The sequence below is a fragment of the Paenibacillus solani genome, from assembly GCF_050475945.1.
Taxonomy (GTDB): Bacteria; Bacillota; Bacilli; order Paenibacillales; family Paenibacillaceae; genus Paenibacillus_AQ; species Paenibacillus_AQ solani_A.
Window position 1 is genome coordinate 221,888 of the sequence record NZ_JBCMXJ010000012.1, and the last position, 21,113, is coordinate 243,000.

21 protein-coding genes are annotated in these 21,113 nt (G+C 46.3%); 17 read left to right on the forward strand and 4 right to left on the reverse strand.

Features of this window, described 5'->3' with window-relative positions:
- Positions 1–5 precede the first annotated feature (5 nt).
- The 11 genes from ABEQ74_RS14450 (at position 6) to hisC (ending at position 11,873) form a co-directional block, all read left to right on the forward strand.
- The gene (locus ABEQ74_RS14450; RefSeq protein ID WP_430122861.1) at positions 6–470 is read left to right on the forward strand and encodes a DMT family transporter; all 465 of its coding nucleotides are present in this window, start codon (positions 6–8) and stop codon (positions 468–470) included.
- 27 nt (positions 471–497) lie between these two features.
- A complete protein-coding gene (locus ABEQ74_RS14455) occupies positions 498–902 on the forward strand; it encodes an NUDIX hydrolase (protein ID WP_430122862.1) in 405 nt (134 codons plus the stop codon).
- A gap of 342 nt (positions 903–1,244) precedes the next feature.
- Positions 1,245–2,492: an MDR family MFS transporter gene (locus ABEQ74_RS14460; RefSeq protein ID WP_076326062.1), complete on the forward strand. Its 1,248-nt coding sequence runs from the start codon at positions 1,245–1,247 to the stop codon at positions 2,490–2,492.
- Positions 2,493–2,677: 185 nt separating this feature from the next.
- Entirely contained in the window at positions 2,678–3,130 is a 453-nt protein-coding gene (locus ABEQ74_RS14465) for a DoxX family protein (RefSeq protein ID WP_430122922.1), read from the forward strand.
- 29 nt (positions 3,131–3,159) lie between these two features.
- Positions 3,160–3,786: a TetR/AcrR family transcriptional regulator gene (locus tag ABEQ74_RS14470; RefSeq protein ID WP_430122863.1), complete on the forward strand. Its 627-nt coding sequence runs from the start codon at positions 3,160–3,162 to the stop codon at positions 3,784–3,786.
- Entirely contained in the window at positions 3,783–4,244 is a 462-nt protein-coding gene (locus ABEQ74_RS14475) for a DUF2269 family protein (RefSeq protein ID WP_430122864.1), read from the forward strand. Before ABEQ74_RS14470 ends, ABEQ74_RS14475 begins: the two co-directional genes overlap by 4 nt.
- A 176-nt stretch (positions 4,245–4,420) precedes the next feature.
- A complete protein-coding gene (locus ABEQ74_RS14480) occupies positions 4,421–6,928 on the forward strand; it encodes a WG repeat-containing protein (protein ID WP_430122865.1) in 2,508 nt (835 codons plus the stop codon).
- Between the two features lie 113 nt (positions 6,929–7,041).
- Positions 7,042–7,455: a hypothetical protein gene (locus ABEQ74_RS14485; protein ID WP_430122866.1), complete on the forward strand. Its 414-nt coding sequence runs from the start codon at positions 7,042–7,044 to the stop codon at positions 7,453–7,455.
- 26 nt (positions 7,456–7,481) lie between these two features.
- The gene (locus ABEQ74_RS14490) at positions 7,482–8,702 is read left to right on the forward strand and encodes an MFS transporter (protein ID WP_430122867.1); all 1,221 of its coding nucleotides are present in this window, start codon (positions 7,482–7,484) and stop codon (positions 8,700–8,702) included.
- Between the two features lie 115 nt (positions 8,703–8,817).
- Positions 8,818–10,422 carry an alkaline phosphatase family protein gene (locus tag ABEQ74_RS14495; RefSeq protein ID WP_430122868.1) on the forward strand — a complete coding sequence of 535 codons (1,605 nt, stop codon included), beginning with the start codon at positions 8,818–8,820 and terminating at the stop codon, positions 10,420–10,422.
- A gap of 323 nt (positions 10,423–10,745) precedes the next feature.
- Complete coding sequence (gene hisC / locus ABEQ74_RS14500) at positions 10,746–11,873, forward strand: histidinol-phosphate transaminase (RefSeq protein ID WP_430122869.1); 1,128 nt, start codon at positions 10,746–10,748, stop codon at positions 11,871–11,873.
- Positions 11,874–11,977: 104 nt separating this feature from the next.
- On the opposite strand, the gene ABEQ74_RS14505 is transcribed toward hisC, so the two are convergent.
- Positions 11,978–13,372 (reverse strand): PLP-dependent aminotransferase family protein, encoded by a 1,395-nt coding sequence (locus ABEQ74_RS14505; protein WP_430122870.1) that lies wholly within the window; start codon positions 13,370–13,372, stop codon positions 11,978–11,980.
- Between the two features lie 132 nt (positions 13,373–13,504).
- On the opposite strand from ABEQ74_RS14505, the gene ABEQ74_RS14510 reads away from it, so the two are divergent.
- Entirely contained in the window at positions 13,505–14,476 is a 972-nt protein-coding gene (locus tag ABEQ74_RS14510; RefSeq protein WP_430122871.1) for a DMT family transporter, read from the forward strand.
- Between the two features lie 109 nt (positions 14,477–14,585).
- On the opposite strand, the gene ABEQ74_RS14515 is transcribed toward ABEQ74_RS14510, so the two are convergent.
- Positions 14,586–15,092: a DUF3231 family protein gene (locus tag ABEQ74_RS14515; protein WP_430122872.1), complete on the reverse strand. Its 507-nt coding sequence runs from the start codon at positions 15,090–15,092 to the stop codon at positions 14,586–14,588.
- 328 nt (positions 15,093–15,420) lie between these two features.
- Between ABEQ74_RS14515 and ABEQ74_RS14520 the strand changes: the two genes are divergently transcribed.
- The 5 genes from ABEQ74_RS14520 to ABEQ74_RS14540 all read left to right on the forward strand — a co-directional run bounded on the left by ABEQ74_RS14520 (position 15,421) and on the right by ABEQ74_RS14540 (position 18,781).
- A complete protein-coding gene (locus ABEQ74_RS14520; RefSeq protein WP_430122873.1) occupies positions 15,421–15,957 on the forward strand; it encodes a GNAT family N-acetyltransferase in 537 nt (178 codons plus the stop codon).
- A 180-nt stretch (positions 15,958–16,137) separates the two neighbouring features.
- Positions 16,138–16,719: an RNA polymerase sigma factor gene (locus ABEQ74_RS14525; protein ID WP_430122874.1), complete on the forward strand. Its 582-nt coding sequence runs from the start codon at positions 16,138–16,140 to the stop codon at positions 16,717–16,719.
- Entirely contained in the window at positions 16,680–17,645 is a 966-nt protein-coding gene (locus tag ABEQ74_RS14530; RefSeq protein ID WP_430122875.1) for a hypothetical protein, read from the forward strand. Before ABEQ74_RS14525 ends, ABEQ74_RS14530 begins: the two co-directional genes overlap by 40 nt.
- A gap of 111 nt (positions 17,646–17,756) precedes the next feature.
- Positions 17,757–18,539 (forward strand): hypothetical protein, encoded by a 783-nt coding sequence (locus ABEQ74_RS14535; protein ID WP_430122876.1) that lies wholly within the window; start codon positions 17,757–17,759, stop codon positions 18,537–18,539.
- A 134-nt stretch (positions 18,540–18,673) separates the two neighbouring features.
- Positions 18,674–18,781, forward strand: coding sequence for a YjcZ family sporulation protein (locus tag ABEQ74_RS14540; protein WP_430122877.1), 108 nt, complete (start codon positions 18,674–18,676; stop codon positions 18,779–18,781).
- Between the two features lie 113 nt (positions 18,782–18,894).
- On the opposite strand, the gene ABEQ74_RS14545 is transcribed toward ABEQ74_RS14540, so the two are convergent.
- Positions 18,895–19,812 carry an aldo/keto reductase gene (locus ABEQ74_RS14545; protein WP_430122878.1) on the reverse strand — a complete coding sequence of 306 codons (918 nt, stop codon included), beginning with the start codon at positions 19,810–19,812 and terminating at the stop codon, positions 18,895–18,897.
- A 172-nt stretch (positions 19,813–19,984) separates the two neighbouring features.
- Positions 19,985–21,043: a cytochrome P450 gene (locus ABEQ74_RS14550; protein ID WP_430122924.1), complete on the reverse strand. Its 1,059-nt coding sequence runs from the start codon at positions 21,041–21,043 to the stop codon at positions 19,985–19,987.
- Positions 21,044–21,113 lie beyond the last annotated feature (70 nt).

A 21,113-nucleotide genomic window follows, 5' to 3' on the forward strand; every position in this document is an offset into this window, starting at 1 on the left:
GGAATATGTTAGCAGGACTGATATTGGCGCTATTCGCAGGTTCTTTGGTTAGTTTGCAAAACATTTTTAATAACAGGGTTAATGAAAGGACAGGCTCCTGGTCTACAACGACGTTAGTGTTAGGGATGGGCTTTATCGCTTCGTTCGGCATGAGTCTTGCTGTAGAAGGTAAGGGAACTTTCGCTTTTCACAACATGCAGCCCTGGTATTGGATAAGCGGATTGATCGGGGTCGGTGTGGTGATATGCCTGGTACAGGCGACAAAACTGCTGGGTGCCACATTCGCTATATCCATTGTCATGACCTCGCAGCTCGGATTTGCACTGCTGTTTGATACCATGGGATGGATAGGGCTCGAAAAGGTACCATTTACCATGAATCAGCTGATCGGCGTTCTTGTAATTGTCGGAGGGATATTGGTATTCAAATTAGGCGGGAAGCAGGAACAACAGGAAACAGCTTCTCACTGAGTTCATATGACAAGGGAGGAATTCATTATGATAAAGGAGATTGACAAAGTTGCCTGGATTCAGATCGTCGAGGGTCGTATCTTATGCGCTCGTTCCAAGGGCAAGGATACGTACTATTTGCCGGGAGGAAAACGGGAACCGGGAGAATCCGATATCGATACGCTGGTGCGGGAAATTAAGGAGGAGCTGTCCGTTCGAATCAAACCGGAGACCGCGGCGAATGCAGGCAGCTTCCGTGCTGGCGCTCACGGCAAATCGGAGGGCGTTCGAGTAACGATGTCCTGTTACACGGCGGAGTATGAAGGAGAGCTAAGTGCGGCTTCGGAAATCGAAGAATTGGCTTGGTTAACGTATAAGGATCGGGATCGGGTCTCTGAGGTTTGCCAGATGATCTTCGATCATCTGCATGAATTGAAGAAGCTGGCTGATTAAGCCCCATTGGGAAAAGTATCCTGCGTCCAGGCTACCAACCTAACGAGCGTATTCAATATCCATGCTGGTCCAACGGAAGGATAAATCAATACATCCATGCACCGAAAAAAGACGCTCCCACGGGAGCGTCTTTCATATTTAGAACAAATGTTCGTTTTGTGGGCCATCTAAATTGAATCGGTCGATATTCGGCTTTCATATTATTAGTATAGCTCAGCGCTCATTATAAGTCTATATTTTGCCAGGGAAATGTTTTATAGTTTGTAATACCCGGCCGGGGGACGTGATATATCGTTCGATTTTTAACTTTTGTGCTGCTGCGACATAGAGAGAGGGAGTCTTGTGCAAATACGATTATGGGATAACAATTTAAAGGTTCGATTATTGGGTGAAGCGCTGTTCAATATGCTGTTTTGGATGTACTTCCCCTTCATAACGGTTTATTTCGGAGCGGCTTTAGGCAATCATATCGCGGGAATCCTCATGACGGTTCCTCCGATATTCAGCATTATCGGCAGCTTACTCGGCGGTGCTTTAGCCGATCGGCTGGGACGTCGCCCCATCATGCTGCTTGGCGCGTCGCTGCAGACGGTCATGTTTGCGATGTTCGCCTTATCGCCTTCGCACTGGATCGATTATGCTGCTTTTATCGGCATCGGATTCGGGGGAGCCATCTATAGACCTGCCAGCTCAGCGATGGTAGCCGATCTGGTTCCGGTTCAAGAAAGGCGGCAAGTATTTGCAACGTTTACGACAGCGAACAACTTGGGTGCCGTGCTTGGTCCGGCACTTGGAGCCATTTTCTTTTTTCAGTATCGGCAAGAGCTTCTGTGGTCATGTTCCTTCGTATTGCTGATCTATTTCATCGCGATTTACTTCATCGTTCATGAAACCCTGCCGGGGCCTGCCCAAAGTGTAAAGGCAACGGGGTCGATTCTTCAGGTATTCAAGGAACAGTGGAAGGGATATGGCATCATTTTTCGAGATAAAGTGTTTCTGGTGTACATACTGGCGGGGATTTTTGCCCTTGTGGCGATCATGCAGCTGGATTTGTATTTGGCGGTATATGTGATCGATTATGTACCATCCCAGGCGCTGTTCTCCTGGAACGGACATTCGCTTATGCTATCGAGCACAGAGATATTAGGGTGGGTGCTTGGGCTCAACGGTCTCTTGTTTGTTCTCTTTATTCTGCCAGTCACCAAGTGGTTTCGGAATTGGAAGGAGCGTGATGTATTCGTACTATCTTCCTTGTTATCCGGAGTAGGTACTTTTGCACTCGGGCTGAATACGAACATCTGGTTCTTATTCTTTGTAACCATTATTTTTACTTTCGGCGAAATGGCTCGTTCCCCAGTGACGCAAAGCTTTATTAGCCGTTATGCTCCAGAGCATGCAAGAGGACAGTATATGGGAGCTGACAGTTTACAGTTTACGATCGGAAGATTTCTGGCTCCGATGACGGTATTTCTGTCCACTTGGCTGCCGCCTATGGGTATATTCAGCATCATCTTGCTATCGGCATTAATCAGTGTGGCGCTGTATATCCTGCTATTTCGAATGTATGTAGAAGAAAAAAGCGCAGCATAGCTGACCTATGTTATGAGAGTAGAGGGCAAGCCTGGTTGTAATACAGCCGCACGCTTGCTCTCTTTTTTAATAAGATACTGAATGTGCCTGAAGTCTCTAAAGGAATAAATTTGGAATTCTCCATTTACAAACCGATGGTCGGTATATATAATGAGGTTAAGAAATTCGGAAGGTTGGTGAGGTTGATGATCCCATTTGTCGCGATGATGGTTTCGCTACTATTGTTTCGGACGCTGGGCTTTACAGGCTGGGAGTATGTAAATGACTGGGGCATTTCGCTCAGGTTTGCGGTTGCAGTCATGTTTTTGGTAACAGCTTCTGCCCACTGGGGAAAACGACGACCCGATCTAATCACCATGATCCCCCCGGGAATACCGAATGCCCCGTTCATGGTTACCTTCACCGGGCTGCTGGAGATTGCTGGCGCTATTCTAATCCTGATTCCGGCTACCACAGCTTTGGCATCAACAGGTCTCGCACTGATGCTGATAGCCATGTTTCCTGCCAATGTATACGCAGCGAATCGCCATTTGTCACTTGGCGGCAAGCCGGTCACTCCAATCGGGCTGAGAACGGTTCTGCAAATCGTGTTCCTGGCAGCGGTTCTCATGGCGGGCTGGCTTCCACCTCAGGGGTAACCAACTTATCATCAAGGAGGAGTTATTAGATGAAGCAGGAAGAAAGGCGAGAGCAAACCAAGCGAATACTTCTTGAAGCCACAGAAGACTTGATAAGGGAGCAAGGCTGCAGCCAAACCACCCTTAATGACATCATGAAGCGTTCGGGCTTGTCCAAAGGGGCCATATTTCATTATGTTTCAAGTAAGGATGAGCTGTTTGTGCACGTATTACGAGCTAAGCTTGCTGAGCAGAACGAGCAGTTTATGAGCGAAGTGAACAAGCAAGGGGACATTAAACAGTTTGACGGACCGATGACTGCCATTACCAACAGCATGTCGAGACTGGAAAGCCGTGACGATGTGAGCAACCTGATCTTCATGTACCTTATTGGAAAAAGCGATCAGCCCGAAATCGCCGACATTGTGGCTGGCTTCTATAGGGAAGCGACAGAAACTTCGAAGACATGGATTGTCACAGGTCAGGAAGCAGGGGTCATACCGGAATCCATCGATGCGGAACGGACGGCAGAGCTGTTTGAGCTGTTGTCGTTCGGACTGCGGATGCGGGGACTAATCGGCGTAAATAGTCATGTATTCGGCACGAAGGAATATGCGGATTTCATCATCGACATTCTTCGGCCCGGGCACCGGGAAGAGGGGAAGGATGGCTTATGACATTGTGGTTATTTCTGCACATCGCCGGATGTGTGTTATTCCTCGGCAATATCATTACGGCGGCATTCTGGAAAGTAAGAGCTGATCTGAAAGGGGATCCGGCAGAAATCCATAACACGGTTAAGAATGTCATGTCAGCCGATATGGTATTTACCCTGCCAGGTTTGCTGCTGATCATCATTTCAGGCGTTGTGATGGCTGTCCAAGCCGGATATGGAATGGGCGGAATGAGCTGGCTGATGGCTTCATTGATTCTGTTTGGTATGACGGGGATCCTGTGGGCTGGTTTATTGATTCCGCTGCAAAAAGGGATGATTCGGCATAGTAAACAATCCATTAGGGATGGGGTCATTACAGCAGGTTATAAAAGAGCTTCGGCGTATTGGGCGGTAGGCGGGACGATAGCCACGCTGCTGCCGGTCGTTATTTTGTATTTCATGGTCAGCAAACCATTTTGAAGCGAAGAGAACGATCTGATTGCCTAACGTGATCAGGCCGTTTTTTTGTTTTGCGGTCATCCGCCAATGGAAACATGGGACTTAAGAAATGCTCTCCGCCCCGCCCGCAGGTGCATATTTAACCATCGTCTGCATACGATTAGGCGAGAAAGCTCTGAATAAGGGAGGGTGCCCAAATGTCCGTTAATGATCAGCAGCTGGCACAAATCGGTATGGCCTTTCTGCCGCACGGTGCTGAACTTGTACGAATCGATAAGCCTGCAGAACATCCTGCAGTTGTCGCAGTCGACATCACGGGAGATCACATCCCAGAGATTGTCGGTGTGTCCCGATTGAATCATGATCTTTATTTATTTGTGCTGCTTTACCGCAATGGCGGATATGAGGTCGTTGCCAACGTCTTGGGGCAGGGATATGGGGTTACTTCATTGACGGCGGCCCCTGTGTTGAACCCAGGTATGAATCAATTAATCGTAGGTTGGCAACTCGGTTCCATCTGGTCAAAATTGTCGATCTACGCTTGGACGCCAGAGGGTCTTCAAGATATCGCACCTGCTGATATATATTACAGTTATATCGATATTGCGGATATGCCGGGTGCTTCGGGTCCGGATGGTCAGGCTGAAATCGCGCTTTGGATTCACGATACAGGCGAAGCTTATCGAGTCGAGGTCGTCAGATGGAGCCAAGGGGCGTTAGTGACTGCACCGGATGTATACCCCTATTATTTCCCTGTCGTTGTAAGGTACTACGAGAGATTGACGCAAGAACATCCGGATTATTCTTATTACTGGTATTACCTGGCGGATGCACAATATCGGGCCGGGATGCCGGAGGCAGCCCTTGTGTCAGTCCGCAAAGCACTTACGTTCGCAGAACCCTACCCGGCGCGTGAAACGCTGCTGGATCTTGAGAGGCGAATCAAGGAGATGCTAGCAGGCAGAGGGCAGCCGCAGCAGCATGCCGGTTTATTTCCGGCATCCGTGAAGACGACGGACGGAACGAAGTGGGGATACATTGATCGCAGCGGAAGTATGGTCATTGAGCCAAAGTATGATGATGCACAGGATTTCCAGGACAATGGTCTTGCCATCGTAGGCGTGAACGGTAAGTATGGCCTTATTGACAGGTCTGACCGTTTCGTAGTGAAGCCTATATATCAGTCCATCAGCCCGTTCTCGGAGCATCGAGCGACCGTGATCGATGATCAAGGTTTTAAGATGATTAACGAACAAGGGGAAGTGCTAACACGACGAGGATTTCCGTATATAGCAGGGCTTCGAGAAGGAAGGGCGGTTTATTATGTAACTGATAATGGCAGTGGAGATGGAGCGAACAGCCGATACGGCTACCTCGATTCCGCGGGCCAAGAGGTGATCCCAGCGCAATATGAGGAAGCGAATGATTTTGTCAATGGCAAAGCTGTTGTGAAAATAAAAGACAATCTTTACGCGCTCATTGATCTCTATGGACGCCGATTGGCCAATTATCCGTTCGCCTACGTCGGACCGCCTGGCGATGGCTTGCTGGCCTTTCAGAAGGATAGCACTGGCAAATACGGATATATCGATGAGCAGGGGAACATCGTCATTCCGCCGACCTATACTTCGGCATTTCCTTTTCATCATGACAGAGCGATCGTTAACACGGCAGAAGATTACAAGTCGAAGTATGGCGTCATTAATAAGCAGGGCGAGTGGGTAATCCAGCCGGAATATAACGATATCCGGGACTTGAATGAAGACCGGTTTGCGCTTGGGAGTGCGATTAATCCTGAACAGCCGTATATTGGTTCGATGTATGCCATTGCAGATTGGGACGGAAAGAGGTTATCTGATTTTGTATATCGGGAAGTTTCTGATTACAAGCATGGATTGGCCTCGGTTTATGATGCGAAACAGACGTATTTTATTGATCGAACCGGCAGACCGGCGCCGGGGTATCCCCAAGTGAACGGCAGCGGTTCGCTTACGCTGGAAGCAGGAGGGTTGATTAAGGCCCTGGTTGATCAGCGTCTGTCTTACCTGGAACGGTCGGGTCATGTCATATGGAAGCAGAACACGGTGATTCCGCTGCATCCTCCTTATAAAGTAATGGAAGAAAAGTATAAACCCAATCCGGACTACTTAGTCTATTATCCACAGATCGATGGAATGAGGGATCAAGCAGCTCAGCACACGCTGAATACGAAGCTTAAAGAAATGTCACAGGTGAAATTCATTCCTCCGAATCAACAGCTTGATTATACTTATACAGGCGATTTTGACGTCATTTTCTACAAGCAGAAACTGCTTGAACTGGAGTTGAACGGTTATAACTATCCCTCTGGTGCCGCACACGGCATGCCAACGAAAGTTTACGCCGTGATCAATCTTGAGAACGGCAGGATGTATGAATTGAAGGACTTGTTTAAGCCGGGCAGCGATTATGTGAAGGAGCTCAGCCGCATTGTTGGTAAGCAGATTCAAGAGGATCCGCAGTATTCGTATGTATTCCCGGATAGCTATAAGGGAATTGCAGCAAACCAGCCCTTCTATGTAACCGAGGACGCATTACATCTGGTGTTTGCACCGTATGAGATCGCCCCTTACGCAGCGGGTTTTCCGACGTTCACAATTCCTTTTGCCCAGATCAAGGGCATGATTGATACCGAAGGGGAGTTCTGGAAGGCGTTTCATCCCTAACCTTTCATCTTCGGGAATAGAAGCCGTGCATAGTCTTTCCATATGACCAAACAAGGTTTAAAATAAATGGAAAACTTCCCTTACATACACAGCTGGGATTAGGAGGTTTGGTTATGGCAGATGGTATTGCAGGCAAAGAAGATTTCGTTATCACATGCGAGGAGGATTGCGGGAACGCACCGAAGAAGGAGTTGCTGAAGAGACTCCACATCGCTTTGGCTGGCATGGATACACAATTTATGAATGAGAATTTCACGGATGGGATTCAGATGAGTTACGTTGGGGAAAGAATCGTTCATGGGAAGGATCAAGTGATTGAATCGTTATGTCAGGTGAAGTATGGCAAGACAGCCGAACTGCATATTCATCATCTGATAACGCACGGCAGCACCGGTGCAGCGGACGGAATCCTTGTATTCGATGACCGGAAGCGCCTGGCATTTTGTAACGTATACCGGTTTAGCAGCACCCTTAATGCTGCCAAAATTAAGGAGATTACTTCCTATATCATCCCATTGTCTGAATGATCACGGCGTAGAAAGGACCCTTATTTGTGGTAACATTTTTTCTTCTAATTATTTATTTGGCCTTTATCAGTTTAGGGCTTCCGGATTCCTTGCTCGGGGTCGCCTGGCCGGCCATGCAGCCGGATATCGGTGCTGCCTTCGAATCCGCAGGGTTGCTGTCGATGGTCGTAACCGGAGGCACGATTGTATCCAGCTTGATTAGCGGGAGCGTGATCGAACGCTTCGGAACGGGTATGGTTACGCTTATCAGCTGTTTGTTGACGGCGAGTGCGCTGCTCGGTTTTGCGTATGCGCCATCGCTGTTCTGGCTCATTCTGCTGGCGATTCCGCTGGGTTTAGGCGCAGGCGCGGTCGATACGGGACTGAACCACTATGTAGCAAACCATTATAAGGCCCACCATATGAGCTGGCTGCACTGCTTCTGGGGCGTGGGCGCAACGTTAGGGCCGATTATCATGTCCTATTCCATGGGTGCTAACGATACATGGAGAGACGGATATTTTACCGTATCCATGCTGCAGTTCGTTCTGGTCTTCATCCTGCTGCTCACGCTCCCACTCTGGAGGATCGTGGCAAGTCAGCATCGGCAGCCCGAAGGCATGATTGAAGAACAAACGGGAAATGAATCAACGAACAACGATGAAGCCATTGTCCAGAAGCATGGAAAGCCGCTCCAAATTAGAGGGGTAAAGATAACCCTGTTGGCGTTTTTGTTCTATTGCGGAGTGGAAGCGACCGTCGGTTTATGGGGCGCGAGCTTTCTCGTAGGAACCCGAGATCTGTCCCCGGAAACAGCAGCAGTATGGGTGTCCATGTATTATGGAGGCATCACATTCGGCCGATTCATTACAGGATTCGTAACGCTGAGGTTGAACAATCGGACGCTCATCCGTGCTGGACAAGTGACGGCTATTACCGGTGCAGTCCTGTTGTTGCTGCCGCTGCATTCCTATCTTTCTCTCATCGGTCTCATTGTTATCGGACTCGGGCTTGCACCCATATTCCCTTGTTTGCTGCATGAAACGCCAGCCCGCTTCGGCAAAGCTCAATCATCCAGAATCATGGGTTATCAGATGGCTGTTGCCTATACCGGCACCACGATCTTACCCCCACTGTTTGGTATCGTTGCGGCTCAAATATCGATAGGTTTATTCCCCGTCGTCATTCTGTTGTTTGCCCTGATCATGCTGCTCAGCTCCGAGAAAGTGAACCGGATCCTTTATCAAAGCAGGAAAAGCGAGGCTTGATTAGAACCGGCGAACATCATATTTGAACATAAATGGATCATCGTAATATGCAAAATATCCCTCGAATGACGTTTCCACTTTAGCGACAAAATGTACTAAGGTGGTGAATGTGAAAATGCGAATAAACAGGATGATCCTCGTAATGCTGTCCCTTGTACTGATCACGGTAATGGGATGCCAACATCAAAAACCTGGCGAACAGGATTTGCTGCGGGTTAAATCCGAACAAGGTTCTACACATAAGAAAGTCATATTCCTGATGGTCGACTCATTAATGGCACAGGCGATTGATAAGGGCATTTCTCAAAAACAGCTGCCCACCTTTCAATATTTGATCGAACATGGACAATATTACAAGGATCTGGTCAGCTCTTTTCCTACAATGTCTGTCACGATTGACAGCACGATGTTGACAGGAAAATATCCGAATGGCCATGGTGTACCAGGTCTCCTATGGTATTCGTCCGACGATAAGAAGATGATCAACTACGGAACAGGGCCGATGGAAATCCTCAAGCAAGGCATCAATCCGGTTCTGACTGATGCATTAATCCATTTGAACGGGAAACATTTAAATCCGGATTCACCTACGATTTACGAAGAATTAGCCCGCATTGGCTTGAAATCAGGGTCGATTAACGGCTTGATATATCGGGGGCCGACCGAGCATACGCTGACGATCCCGGATTGGATTCAAGGTCCGACTTCCCTGCCGAAACACATAAAAGTCAAAGGTCCGGATTTTTTAACTCTGGGAGCCTTGTCCAATCCCCTGGAAGGTACGAAGAAGTTGCCTGATGATCTTACAGATCGACTAGGCTTAAATAATAAGTATGCAATTAATGCCGTTAACTATCTGATACAAGCCGACAAGCTCCCTGATTTTCTATATGTATATTTACCTGACCTAGACCAGAAACTTCATAAGCATGGCCCATCCGAGCTCAAAGGCGTCATCAAGGTGGATCAGCAGCTTCAATCGTTATTAAATGCTTTCGGATCACCGGAAAAAGCGCTAAACGAAGTGATTATCGTTATCGCTGGGGACAGTGGAATGACACAGCTTCTTCAGGCGAAGCAGCATTCGGAGATTCATATGCCCGCTATGCTGAAAGGCATCTCCGTTCTTAGGCCCGGTGAAGAAGTAACGGATGAGACGGAAGTTGCACTCGCGGTCAATGAAACGATGGCTTATGTGTATAATTTCAAGCCCAGCCGATCTATGCGAAGCTTGGCGGAGATACTCAGCAAGGATGACCGCATCGATTTTGTAGCTTGGAAAGAGAATGGATGGATTCATGCCCTTCAAGGATCCACTGCAAAAGAACTTCAATATCAGGCAAAGGGGAACTTGGTCGACCAGTATAAACAAACGTGGACTGTGAGACAGAATGCTGAAGTGCTGGACCTCACAGTGAATGCAGATGATCGGACGCTGGATTACGGACAGTATCCCGATGCGTTGGAGAGATTATCAGGTGCCCTGAATTCTCATGCAGGTGATTTCTTGGTTGTCACGGCTAAACCGGGGTATGAATTGAAGGACCGCAGCTCACCAACGCATGAGGGGGGCGGAGGACATGGATCGATCCGACAATCCGAGTCGCTTGTTCCACTTATTATTGCCGGGACCGATGAGAAACCGGCCCATTTAAGAATGGTGGACCTTAAAGCTTATTTGCTTGGTCTGCTGTCAGGCCACAAGCTGAAGACGGAATGAACAAAAATGCTCACCTTCACAAGCTGGATAGATCTATAAAGAGAATAATGAAATAAGATGAGGCGCCATTTTTCATTTAATTTGGAAAATAGCGTCTTTTTTATAGCGATTTATTTGGCTTAAGCGATTATAATATGTTGTAACCAGACCTAATAAATGTAAAAGAAGAGTATTTACTATGAGGTGATATGAAATGAAGAAACTCATTTATGTACTGGTTGCAATCATGATTGTATATCTGCTAATTTACTTATTTGCCGTAAGATCAGCATAGTTTTTACTATTAAATATAAAAGACATTACCGTAACGGAGGGAGAACACATTGAACGAAGCAAGAGAAGCTCAGAAATTGCGAGTAACACCGCGTCAGGCATTAGAACGGTTAAAGCCATACACGGCAGGTAAGCCGATCTGGGAAGTACAGCAGGAATACGGCTTGGATCACGTCATCAAATTGGCTTCCAATGAAAATTCTTTGGGTCCTTCACCCAAAGCATTGAGAGCCATTCAGAAGCAGCTGCCTGATCTACACCGTTATCCTGATGAACGTGCTTCGGGACTTATCCAAGCGCTGGCCGAGCACTTGGGATTAACGGCGAATCAATTCATTGTTACAAACGGGGGAGATGAGCTGATCATGCTTATTTCTCGTGCGTACCTGGAGCCTGGCGATGAAATCGTAGTTCCTGATCCGACGTTCAGCGAATATGAATTTGGCGCTTTTCTTATGTCGGGTACGGTCATAAAGGTACCGCTGCATGAGCAATTTGCTTTCTCTGTTGAAGATATACTCGCCGCGATTACGGAGCGAACCAAAATCGTGTATCTATGCACTCCGAATAACCCAACAGGCACCTACATTTCCGAATTAGAAATGAAAAATCTGTTGGACCGCCTTCCAGAGCGAGTTCTGGTCGTGATTGACACGGCATATCGACATTATGCGACTGCGCCTGATTATTCGGATGGAATCGATTACATCAAGATGGGGTATCCCGTCATCACCCTGAATACCTTCTCCAAAATTTACGGACTTGCGGGAATACGAGTAGGGTACGGCGCCGCTTCAGAAGGTATTATTCGGACGCTGCTTCAAGTAAAAGAACCATTTAATGTGAATGTGCTCGCTCAAGCAGCGGCATCGGCCGCACTTGGAGATGAGGAACATGTGCGGTCATCTTGCAGGATGAACGAACAAGGCAGACAGCAAATCTATGATGGGCTGGACCGTTTATCGATTCCTTACACCGAGAGCATGAGTAATTTCATTCTGGCGGAGCTTGGTGAACATGCGGAAATATTATACTTTAAGCTGCTTGAGAATGGGGTCATTGTCCGGTACGCCAAGGGATGGGGACTTCCAAGGCATATCCGAATTTCGGTAGGAACATCGGAAGAGAATCAGAGGCTGTTAGAAGTTTTAGAGGAAATTCTTGCGAAGCAGGATTGAAAAAATAGAAATAATAGACAAGGCTGCCGAATGGCAGCCTTTGTGTTGTTAAGAGGTGCATAAGTGGAAGGCATATTGTTTCATTGGTTATCTATGCGGAATCCTTATACATATCCGCCTTTTTTCATAAAGGTGTGTAAAAGGTCAATCCCAACGCGTATTTCACTTGGTTCTAGATGACCGTATCCGAACAATAACTTGTTTGCATGAATGCCCTTTTGAATACAGTGATAGTCCAGGGGCGTGATGCGAATGGACTTCTGCCGGGCTTGCTGTCGGAAAACATCATCAAACATCGCTTCCTGAAATTCTACTGTAAGGTGCAGTCCAGCGGCATCCCCCCAAACGCGCCAATTATCTCCGAAGTATTCTTTGAGAGAAGATAATAAGACCTGTCTGCGTTCACGATAAATCTTCCTCATCTTGCTGATATGTCTGTCCAACTTCCGGGTATGTAGAAACTCGGCAAGGGCGGCTTGCTCAAAAGGGGGATTCTGAACATCGGTATGCGTACGTAAATAACTCCAACGCTGCTGCAGGCTTCGCGGAACGACCGCGTATCCGATGCGAAGAGCGGGGAATAGCGTTTTGCTAAATGTACCAATATAAATGACCCGCTCGGCATCCATAGCATGCAAAGGGGCCACCGGCTCCCCAACGTACCGAAATTCGCTGTCATAATCATCTTCAATAATATAGCTATCGGTGTGTCTGGCAAAACGAATGAGCGCTGCTCGTCGCTCTGCTGGCAGAATGCCTCCAAAAGGAAATTGATGAGAAGGCGTAACGTATACCGGATAACCAGGTGCATTTTTCAGGTGATCGGTTTGAATACCGTATTGATCCACCGGGATATGTGATATCTTGAATCCTTTGTTTATAAATGTCTTCAACATCTCAATATTGCACGGATCCTCAAAGTATATGTTTTGGGTATCTTGATAGAGTAGTTCGGCTACAATATGCAGTGCGTGTGTTGCGCCAGCCGTAATAAAGATATCCTCGGTATCCACAACAAGCCCCTTGCTTCGAAGAAGCCAACAAGCAATTTCTTCCCGAAGCGCCAGCATTCCCTGAGGCCCTGTATAACCCAGTAGAGGAGGGCTTAGTTCGGAGAGGGCTTTCATTGTTACCCGCTGCCAAGCATAACGCGGAAACAATCTCAGATCCGGCAGCCCTGTTCGGAAATCAGCTATATATTCAGGTATATCTTCGATCCCCGGTGATGGCCTGGACTCGGTCCTCGTATCCAGTATGATGCCTTCCGCAACTTTTGCTGGTGCCCCGATTCGGCTGACGATATAACCCTCCACATTCAGCATCTCGAGAGCCTCCATAATCGTGTTGCGAGATACTTGAAGCTCCTGCGCCAATTGTCGGGATGATGGCAGGGCTTCTCCTGCTTTTAAGTTTCCTCGGATGATGTGTTCCCGCAAGGCAACATAAATCTGCCGTTTTAATGAAACATCGCTGCTTCGTTGCAGCTTAATTCCCCACATATACCCCGTCCTCCAACTGGTTTGCATAAAATCGTGCTCAACTGGACCTGTTGTGATTCCCCAGTTTTTTCTATGATTGTAGCATAGTTTCTATTGATACCCATCTGGAATATTGGGAGAGAAGGGATTTAAGTGGCACGCTGGAGCGGGATGTTTTATTTGCTGGGGGCTTTCACGCTTGCCGGGACTTCTGTCATTACTGCATGGTTTTTGAATGGAAAGATAGGGACGTTTACGATCACGGCTGTCAGCTTGATATTGGCATTACTATGCATGCTTCCTCTATGTATGAAGGATCTGATGAGGACGATTCAGCGACTGACATTTCGTGAATGGACGCTTCTCTTTTTTCAGGCGTTACTGGGAATGTTTTTATTTCGAATGCTGCTGCTGTATGCCCTCCAGTATACTAGCACAGCGGAGGCGGGGATACTGACAGGAACAACACCGGCCTTCACGGTGATCATGGCTATCACTTTATTGAAAGAATCCATAAACGGCTCGAAATTAGCGGGGATTCTTAGTACAATCGTTGGTATTATGGTAATCCAAGGTTTGTTTACGCCAGGTCATTCTTTCACATTGCAGCATGTATTCGGTAATCTGCTGGTTCTATGCGCAGCTTTAAGCGAGTCTATCTTTAACCTGCTATCTCGAGTTAGTTCTGTTCATCAAAAGGTCTCAGAAAGTGAAGCTATTCATCCTGTAGTTCAAACCACATTGGTTTCTGCGATTACATTGGTGTTATGCTTGATCCCTGCCTGTTTAGAGAGACCGATAGCCGCTCTTGCAGCAATAGGAATACAGGAATGGTTTGCGCTCGTATGGTACGGGCCCATGGTCACAGCAGTGGCTTTTATCATGTGGTATGCCGGCATCAAACGATGTCCGGTTTCAACTGCGGCTGCATTTTCTGGTATGATGCCTTTTACATCCTTGTTATTATCGGTCCTCATATTAAAAGAAACGGCCGGACTGGAACAGTGGGGCGGGGGCATCCTCGTTATACTAGGTATGATTCTTATTGGCAGACAGCAGGCCAAGAATATCCCTCTGAAGAAGAAGAAGATGGTTTCTGATCAGCGAGTCATAGAAGAGAGCTGAGGAAGAAAATAAACAAAGAAGCAGCCCATAGGCCGCTTCTTTGTTTGCTGTATAAGCGGTAGCGTTATGTCCTTCTAATGCATTGCAGGGTCTAACGCGATCGAGTTATTTATTCGGGTCTTTTGATTTGCAATGGTGGCGGAATGAGCCAGCCTTTTTCCTTGAGCATTTGAAGGATTCTTACACCCAATGCCGTCTTGGTGAGGTGATATTTAGCGAATAATGCGCCGATATCCTCACGAATGGATTGCCCCATGACGGAACTGCAGGCCACTAATCCAAGCGATGTGTCGGCAGCGATTTTAGCTGCAATTTCCGGATCAGAGAATCTTGCTCCAACTGGAATATCCTCAAGCTTCGCCGGAGGACGCTCAGGGAGGCCCGGAGCGGGAGTGATTCCGTTGTCTGTAAGCAGTTCATCACATTCTTTAACTTCGAGTTTAGCTTGATCCAGCAGATCATGGAGGATTTTCTTCAAATCCTTATCACCTGCATGGTAGAGAAAAGCTTCATAGCAGGACACCATGCCTTTTGCCAACATAGATGCTTCCCATACGCTGAAGATCTCACCATAATGCATAGGCTCATCTTTAGGATTGCCGCTTAAAATTCCCATTTATATAAACTCCTTTACGTTTTAATCAACAGAGTCATTATGTACTAATCGCTGTCAATTCATTCGTTTGAAATGAACGATCCCAAAAATGCGATACTATTCTTTATATGAAAAGGGATAGGCTAATTCCCTTCTGTTCAGGGGGGCGCAGCAATGGTTCTTGAATTTTGACAAGCGATGATTTATGTAAAAAATAATTTATAAGCATATAAACTATATAGAAGAGATAGTTGAGATGATAACCTGAAGTGTGGGAGGGTTACATATCACTTAGCTAAATTGGAATTACAACATATGGAGTACAACCAGGATGGAGGGAGAAGAATAGATGGATGTTACTGTGGAGCTAACGGATACTTCTAACAAATTTATCATTAATAATATTTATCCGCTGTACTTACATGATTTATCAGGAATCTGGGGTTGGAAGCCGAATTCATTTGGCATCTTTGAAGAAGATGATACAAAAACCTTGAATGATCAGAACAAAGTTTTTGATATATGGTGGGAAAAGCCCACGATTTTGTTTCCTTACCTGATTCGGGTGGATGGCATCACGGCAGGATTTGCTATGGTGGCAACCCCGCCATACACGTATGGCAGTGAGTTTTACATGAATGAGTTCTTTGTTATGAAACCTTTCCGAGGCAAGGATGTTGCTGAGAAAGCTGCAACGCTAGTGTTTGACAAGCATGTCGGCAGCTGGGAGATTCAAACGAATCCCACGGATCGTAATAAACGAGCGCAGGCATTCTGGAGAAAGACGGTGAACCATTATGCTTCGGATCTACAAGCGCAGGAACTTGTTGATTTGAGGGACGACAATGAGAAATTAGTTTTTCAGTTTGATTCAAAGAGGAGCTAGCCTTTTACAAAGATATGTGAGCCTGAAACAAAGTAAAAGAAAAGATCGACATTGCAGAAAAACAATTCATACTTAGGGTATGGGTTGTTTTTCTATTTTTTAGGAGGCAAATATCCCTTTTACCACAGATGAGGTGTTATATAAACGTAAATAAGATTTACGCGGAGGTGCGGCTTCGAATTGGATTCAATAGATGAGTGCGTAAGGCGTGTTAAAACAGGAGAGGTGGATTGTTTTGAGCCTATCGTCGAAACGTACAAAAAACAGATCTACATATATTGCTGCCGGATGCTTGGCTGCAAGCAGGATGCACAAGATGCCGTCCAGGATGTCTTTATCAAGGCCTTTACCAAGATTCATTCCTATGAAGCGAAGGTATCGTTCTCATCATGGTTATACAAAATTGCTTATCATCACTGCCTCAATTTGCTTCGCAAGAGGCAAGTTCGTATGCGAGTGAGCCGACTCATTCGGCCGCCAGGGTATGCAGATAGTGCGGAACAGACCTTGGAGCGCAGCTGGTTCAGCGAACCGCTGGAATATGCCATGACCAAGCTCTCGGTGGAGGAGCGGAATCTACTCGTTCTTCGGGTTTTCGAAGAGAAGCCGTTCATGGAAATTGCGCAGATTCTGGACAAAAATTTAAGTGCAGTTAAGAAAAAATATGCTCGGGTGAAAGAAAAGGCCGTTAAGCTAATCCGAGAGAAGGAGAGGATAGCGCAATGCGAGATTCGGGACAATCAGAGCAAGATCAAATGTTGAGAAGGATGGAAGTTGGCTCCACACATGAAGAGTTAGATGTAACCCCCCTCATCATGCACAAGGTTCGTCAAATACATCAGAAGAAACATGGAAAAAGTAACGGTTATCGCAAGAAATCCTTCATTCCTGTGCTGGTTACCGCAATACTGATTCTTTCGTCGCTTAGTGTCTACGCCGGAAATTACCTGATTCAGATCAAGAACAAGGAAGGCAAAGTCGTTCTGTCTACCATAAAGCCTTGGAAATATACCGAATCGGAATATAACGTTAAACGTGTAAAAGAGTCAGAAGAAGAACTGAGTGAGATCTTAAAGACGGGAGAACAAGCCGTATATTATATCAAAGATCAGCATCTGACTTCATCCTCTCAGAAATATCCGCTGAAATATTATTATAAGGCGACAAAGCATCCGAATTATGAGGAGCTTGCGAAGGAAATCGAGAAGAAAGGCGCACCGCTGCTGCAGGAGCCTGAATATGTACCGGAAGGATATCGATTTGATTTTGGACGGATTAACATTAATAACTACCCTATATTGGGGACTCCGGAGTATGAAAGTCTGCTGGATGAACTCAAAATGCAGGCAGAGAAGTCAGATGAAGAACAGGGACTTTTTTATAGGATTTTGCCGGGCGCTGGGATTGCTTCTACAGGAATGGAATATCGTAAAGGCGAGCATCGGATCACGATTCTGGCATTTGCCAGGGAGAAAGGCAAAAAAGCAGGGGTACCCTCGAACGAAGTCATAATACTGACGGTAAAAGGGAGAGAGAGGATATTTTCCAACGATTCGACTACGGAAACTCGCAGCTTGACGTGGCTTAGCGACAGTGAGGAAGTTCTGTATGTTATTAGAGATGATCCAAAGGATCCCCTGTCCAAGGAGGAGTTCGCAAAAATAGCGGCTGGTCTTAAAACAGAATAATTTATCCTTTTATAACAAAATGTCCCTTTTACGTATGGTTAGGTGTTATACAAGATGTAATTCAACATTATTTCAAAAGGCCTTGCCGCCGAAAGGAGAACAGATTATATCATGAAGAATCACAAAATGAAGGTCGCATTATTACTCGCAGCAACAATGATGGTCGGTTCAGCGAATGTTTATGCAGCAAACACAGCAGGCACTACAAAGAAGACGACAACAGTGGTTGCTTCCACCCAAGCAGAGAAGTCGTATGAGGAGCGTATCAATGAATTGAGCAGCAAACTTAAGCCAGGGCAGTTCGTTGCCTACTATGTGGCCGACGAGGAATATAACGAGCAGGATGAGATCTACTTTACATCTTCAGGACTTGTATATACCAAGTATACGGACTACCTGGCAAAGGCGAAAGCCATGAATGCCCCAACACTTAAACAGCCTTCTGCATTACCTAAAGGCTATAAGTTAAAGAATTCGATTCTATACTTAAAGAGTCCTGAGATAACGTCAAGCCAGTATGAAAAGCTGGATCAGGAGTTAAAGGCTAAGGCTGCTAACGGCAACAAGAAGTTTGTATATTCCGAGACGATGCAATCCAAAGAAGCTTCTGCGGCAGTTCTGATGTTCGAAAAAGGAAAAGAAAAGCTTGAGCTTGTAGCGAGTTATATATACCCAGCGCCACCAGCAGGCGGAGTTTTTGTACCATTTGAAAAACCTAATGAGAAAAAGGAAACCATCGTCATTAATGGAGTGGAATGTGTCTATACAGCTGACTCCAAGGGAAGAGACCATCTGGACTGGGTGGATGAGGAGCAGCAGATTCGATACAGCATTTGGGCCGAAGACGCCAAGTCAGACGTTCTAAGTTTCGCAAAAGGTTTGCTCGCCAAATAAGATGAAATCTGAAGTGGAGGATTCTCCATAGCAACCCATTTTTCTAAGTTTTTCATTTTTTGCTCTATAGTCTAAGCTCTTTTGTTTATCGAGAATAGGATGTTGTGTTCGGAAAAATAAAGGAGGTTAGAACAATGGGTGAAGTTGCTGGATATGGTGGATATGGTGGATTCAACAATTCTGTCGGAGCCGTATTGGTTCTCTTTATTCTTTTGGTCATCATCCTTTCTGCATTTGTTTAAGTCCTAAAATAAAAAGCTCCGCACTGCGTAAGAGGTGCGGAGCTGCTATTAGCAAACCATGCAAACAGCCTCCTATCAAAGGATAGGAGGCTGTTTGGTGAACAAGTGAAATGTTATGGAAGAATATTACCTGCCGCACGATAGATTGCATACCATTCTTCGCGGGTAAGCTTTATGTCCCCGGCTGCGATGCAATCCTTCAGACGCTCGGTGTTCATCGTTCCGACGATCGGCTGCATATGTGCAGGATGACGAAGAAGCCATGCTATAGCAATTGTTGTATTTGTTACGTTGTATTTATCAGCGATTTCATCGATCTTCTGATTTAACTCAGGGAATTTATCGCTTCCAAGAAATACCCCTTCAAAGAAACCATATTGGAAAGGTGACCAAGGCTGAATGGTAATGTCGTGCAGCCTGCAGAAATCGAGAATGCTGCCATCACGATTGACCGCTGCATCATTCTCCATATTTACATTAATTCCGCTTTGGATCATCGTTGTGTTCATGATGCTAAGCTGCAGCTGGTTTGCCACTAGCGGTTGTTTCACGGCCTTCTGCAAAAGCTGGATCTGCATCGGATTCTGATTGGATACCCCAAAATGACGTACTTTGCCAGAGGATTCGAGTTGATCGAATGCTTCCGCTACTTCTTCAGGTTCAACCAGCGCATCTGGACGATGAAGGAGCAATACATCGAGGTAATCTGTTTTTAGTCTTTTCAGAATGCCATCAACAGAATTCAAGATATGTTCTTTGGAGAAATCGAACATACCTGGACGAATTCCGCACTTGGATTGCAAAATAATCTTCTCACGGATTTCTGCATTCATATGTATGGCCTCGGCAAAAATCTCCTCACATTCGCCGCCACCATAAATGTCGGCGTGGTCGAAGAAGTTTGCGCCTTCTTCTAAGGCAGCCTGTACGAAACGCTCTGCCTCCGCTTTTTCCAGCGAATTTATACGCATGCAACCAACGGCTACAACAGGGACTTCAAGTGAACTGCTTCCAAGCTTCATTTTCTTCATGATAGGGACCTCCCATTATACGTGTAAGTTGTTTGTGCGGCCACCTTTACGGGGCAGCTGAGATCTTGTTAGCTATCTGGTTGTCCAAATTCATGCTGACAGTCTCCATGTTATTGTGACATGCAAACGGGTGCAGGATCAAGTGATATTTGGATAGAACGACAGAAGCCGTTCAACTTATATACAGCGTTTTAACTTTCTGAATGACGATCCGGCTGTGGGGAAGAGAAGGCATTAGCTCCGGCTGCTCCCATATGCCTGGATGATGGTTCGTTCCATACAGATCGAGCAGTGTAAGAACACCTTCATCAAATGAATAACCCTGCCAGTTAAAATCCTTGCGGACCCGAGCCGGCACAAAAGGAAAGAAGGGATAAAACCGGCGCACTTCCTGGACAAAATTCTTTAATAGCTGTTCATCTGATGTCATTAATTTCACTCGCTCATCAGGCTGCTGGATGACTGCCAAAGCAGTGAAGCATACATAAATGGCTACCGCCACGATGGGACGCAGGATATTAATGATTTCAACTGCAGCTGTTTTCTCATCCAGAAGTTCCCCAGTAAGGTCGCGATGCCATGACATCGTATGCAGGACGGAATCTTCAGGCGGTTTCAAAGCCCCATTACGAACATCAGCAACAAGTCTCTGAATCCATTCTTCTGCTTGCCTGCGGGAAGTTCTTCCCTTTCTGTGCTTGATTGCAAAAGCTGCGGTTGCTTCAATCATGGCAGCAAACCAGCCCGTTTTCTCCGTGACATCTGACTCAGGGAGCGGTACTGCAGCCCATTCGCAGGCTACCCTGCACAGCACTTCTTGTGCTTCCTTGTAGATTTCGACTTGGTCTGCGGATTTCCATCGGCTTCCCGCAAGCTCCCAATGCTTATGCGTAATCATTCTCATCTGATGAAGAGCTTCCTTGTTCATCAGGGACATGAACATCGCTTTGCGATGGTGATGTTCACCATCATCCAAAGTTTGGACGCCGCCTTCCCCAAAGAGAGTCTTCAACACACGTTTGGGAGCTGCCCCTGTTCGAACAAACTTATCCGGATCATAAAACAACCTGGCCGCTTCTTCTCCTCGCATGCAGATTGCACGTTCTCCCAATAGACGAGTTTCGAATATGTCGGATTGGAATCCGATGGTACGATTTGTTATGAACAAATAACCTTCTCGGAGCATGTTAAGGCTATGATCCATACCTTGTTCCTTGGGAATCCATTTCATGTTATCCAATAAGATCAGCCTCCTGGAATGTCAATATATAATAGGGAGTCACGTATGCGTTACAACACAG

Excerpts from the sequence above, each read along its gene's own strand:
- ABEQ74_RS14475 (WP_430122864.1), top strand. The coding sequence starts at position 3,783 with ATGACATTGTGGTTATTTCTGCACATCGCCGGATGTGTGTTATTCCTC.
- ABEQ74_RS14470 (WP_430122863.1), top strand. The coding sequence starts at position 3,160 with ATGAAGCAGGAAGAAAGGCGAGAGCAAACCAAGCGAATACTTCTTGAA.
- ABEQ74_RS14515 (WP_430122872.1), bottom strand. The coding sequence starts at position 15,092 with ATGGGAATTTTAAGCGGCAATCCTAAAGATGAGCCTATGCATTATGGT.
- ABEQ74_RS14550 (WP_430122924.1), bottom strand. The coding sequence starts at position 21,043 with ATGAAATGGATTCCCAAGGAACAAGGTATGGATCATAGCCTTAACATG.
- ABEQ74_RS14535 (WP_430122876.1), top strand. The coding sequence starts at position 17,757 with ATGAAGAATCACAAAATGAAGGTCGCATTATTACTCGCAGCAACAATG.
- ABEQ74_RS14540 (WP_430122877.1), top strand. The coding sequence starts at position 18,674 with ATGGGTGAAGTTGCTGGATATGGTGGATATGGTGGATTCAACAATTCT.
- ABEQ74_RS14450 (WP_430122861.1), top strand. The coding sequence starts at position 6 with ATGTTAGCAGGACTGATATTGGCGCTATTCGCAGGTTCTTTGGTTAGT.
- ABEQ74_RS14520 (WP_430122873.1), top strand. The coding sequence starts at position 15,421 with ATGGATGTTACTGTGGAGCTAACGGATACTTCTAACAAATTTATCATT.
- ABEQ74_RS14505 (WP_430122870.1), bottom strand. The coding sequence starts at position 13,372 with ATGTGGGGAATTAAGCTGCAACGAAGCAGCGATGTTTCATTAAAACGG.
- ABEQ74_RS14530 (WP_430122875.1), top strand. The coding sequence starts at position 16,680 with ATGCGAGATTCGGGACAATCAGAGCAAGATCAAATGTTGAGAAGGATG.
- ABEQ74_RS14485 (WP_430122866.1), top strand. The coding sequence starts at position 7,042 with ATGGCAGATGGTATTGCAGGCAAAGAAGATTTCGTTATCACATGCGAG.
- ABEQ74_RS14465 (WP_430122922.1), top strand. The coding sequence starts at position 2,678 with ATGATCCCATTTGTCGCGATGATGGTTTCGCTACTATTGTTTCGGACG.
- ABEQ74_RS14495 (WP_430122868.1), top strand. The coding sequence starts at position 8,818 with ATGCGAATAAACAGGATGATCCTCGTAATGCTGTCCCTTGTACTGATC.
- ABEQ74_RS14480 (WP_430122865.1), top strand. The coding sequence starts at position 4,421 with ATGTCCGTTAATGATCAGCAGCTGGCACAAATCGGTATGGCCTTTCTG.
- ABEQ74_RS14545 (WP_430122878.1), bottom strand. The coding sequence starts at position 19,812 with ATGAAGAAAATGAAGCTTGGAAGCAGTTCACTTGAAGTCCCTGTTGTA.
- ABEQ74_RS14455 (WP_430122862.1), top strand. The coding sequence starts at position 498 with ATGATAAAGGAGATTGACAAAGTTGCCTGGATTCAGATCGTCGAGGGT.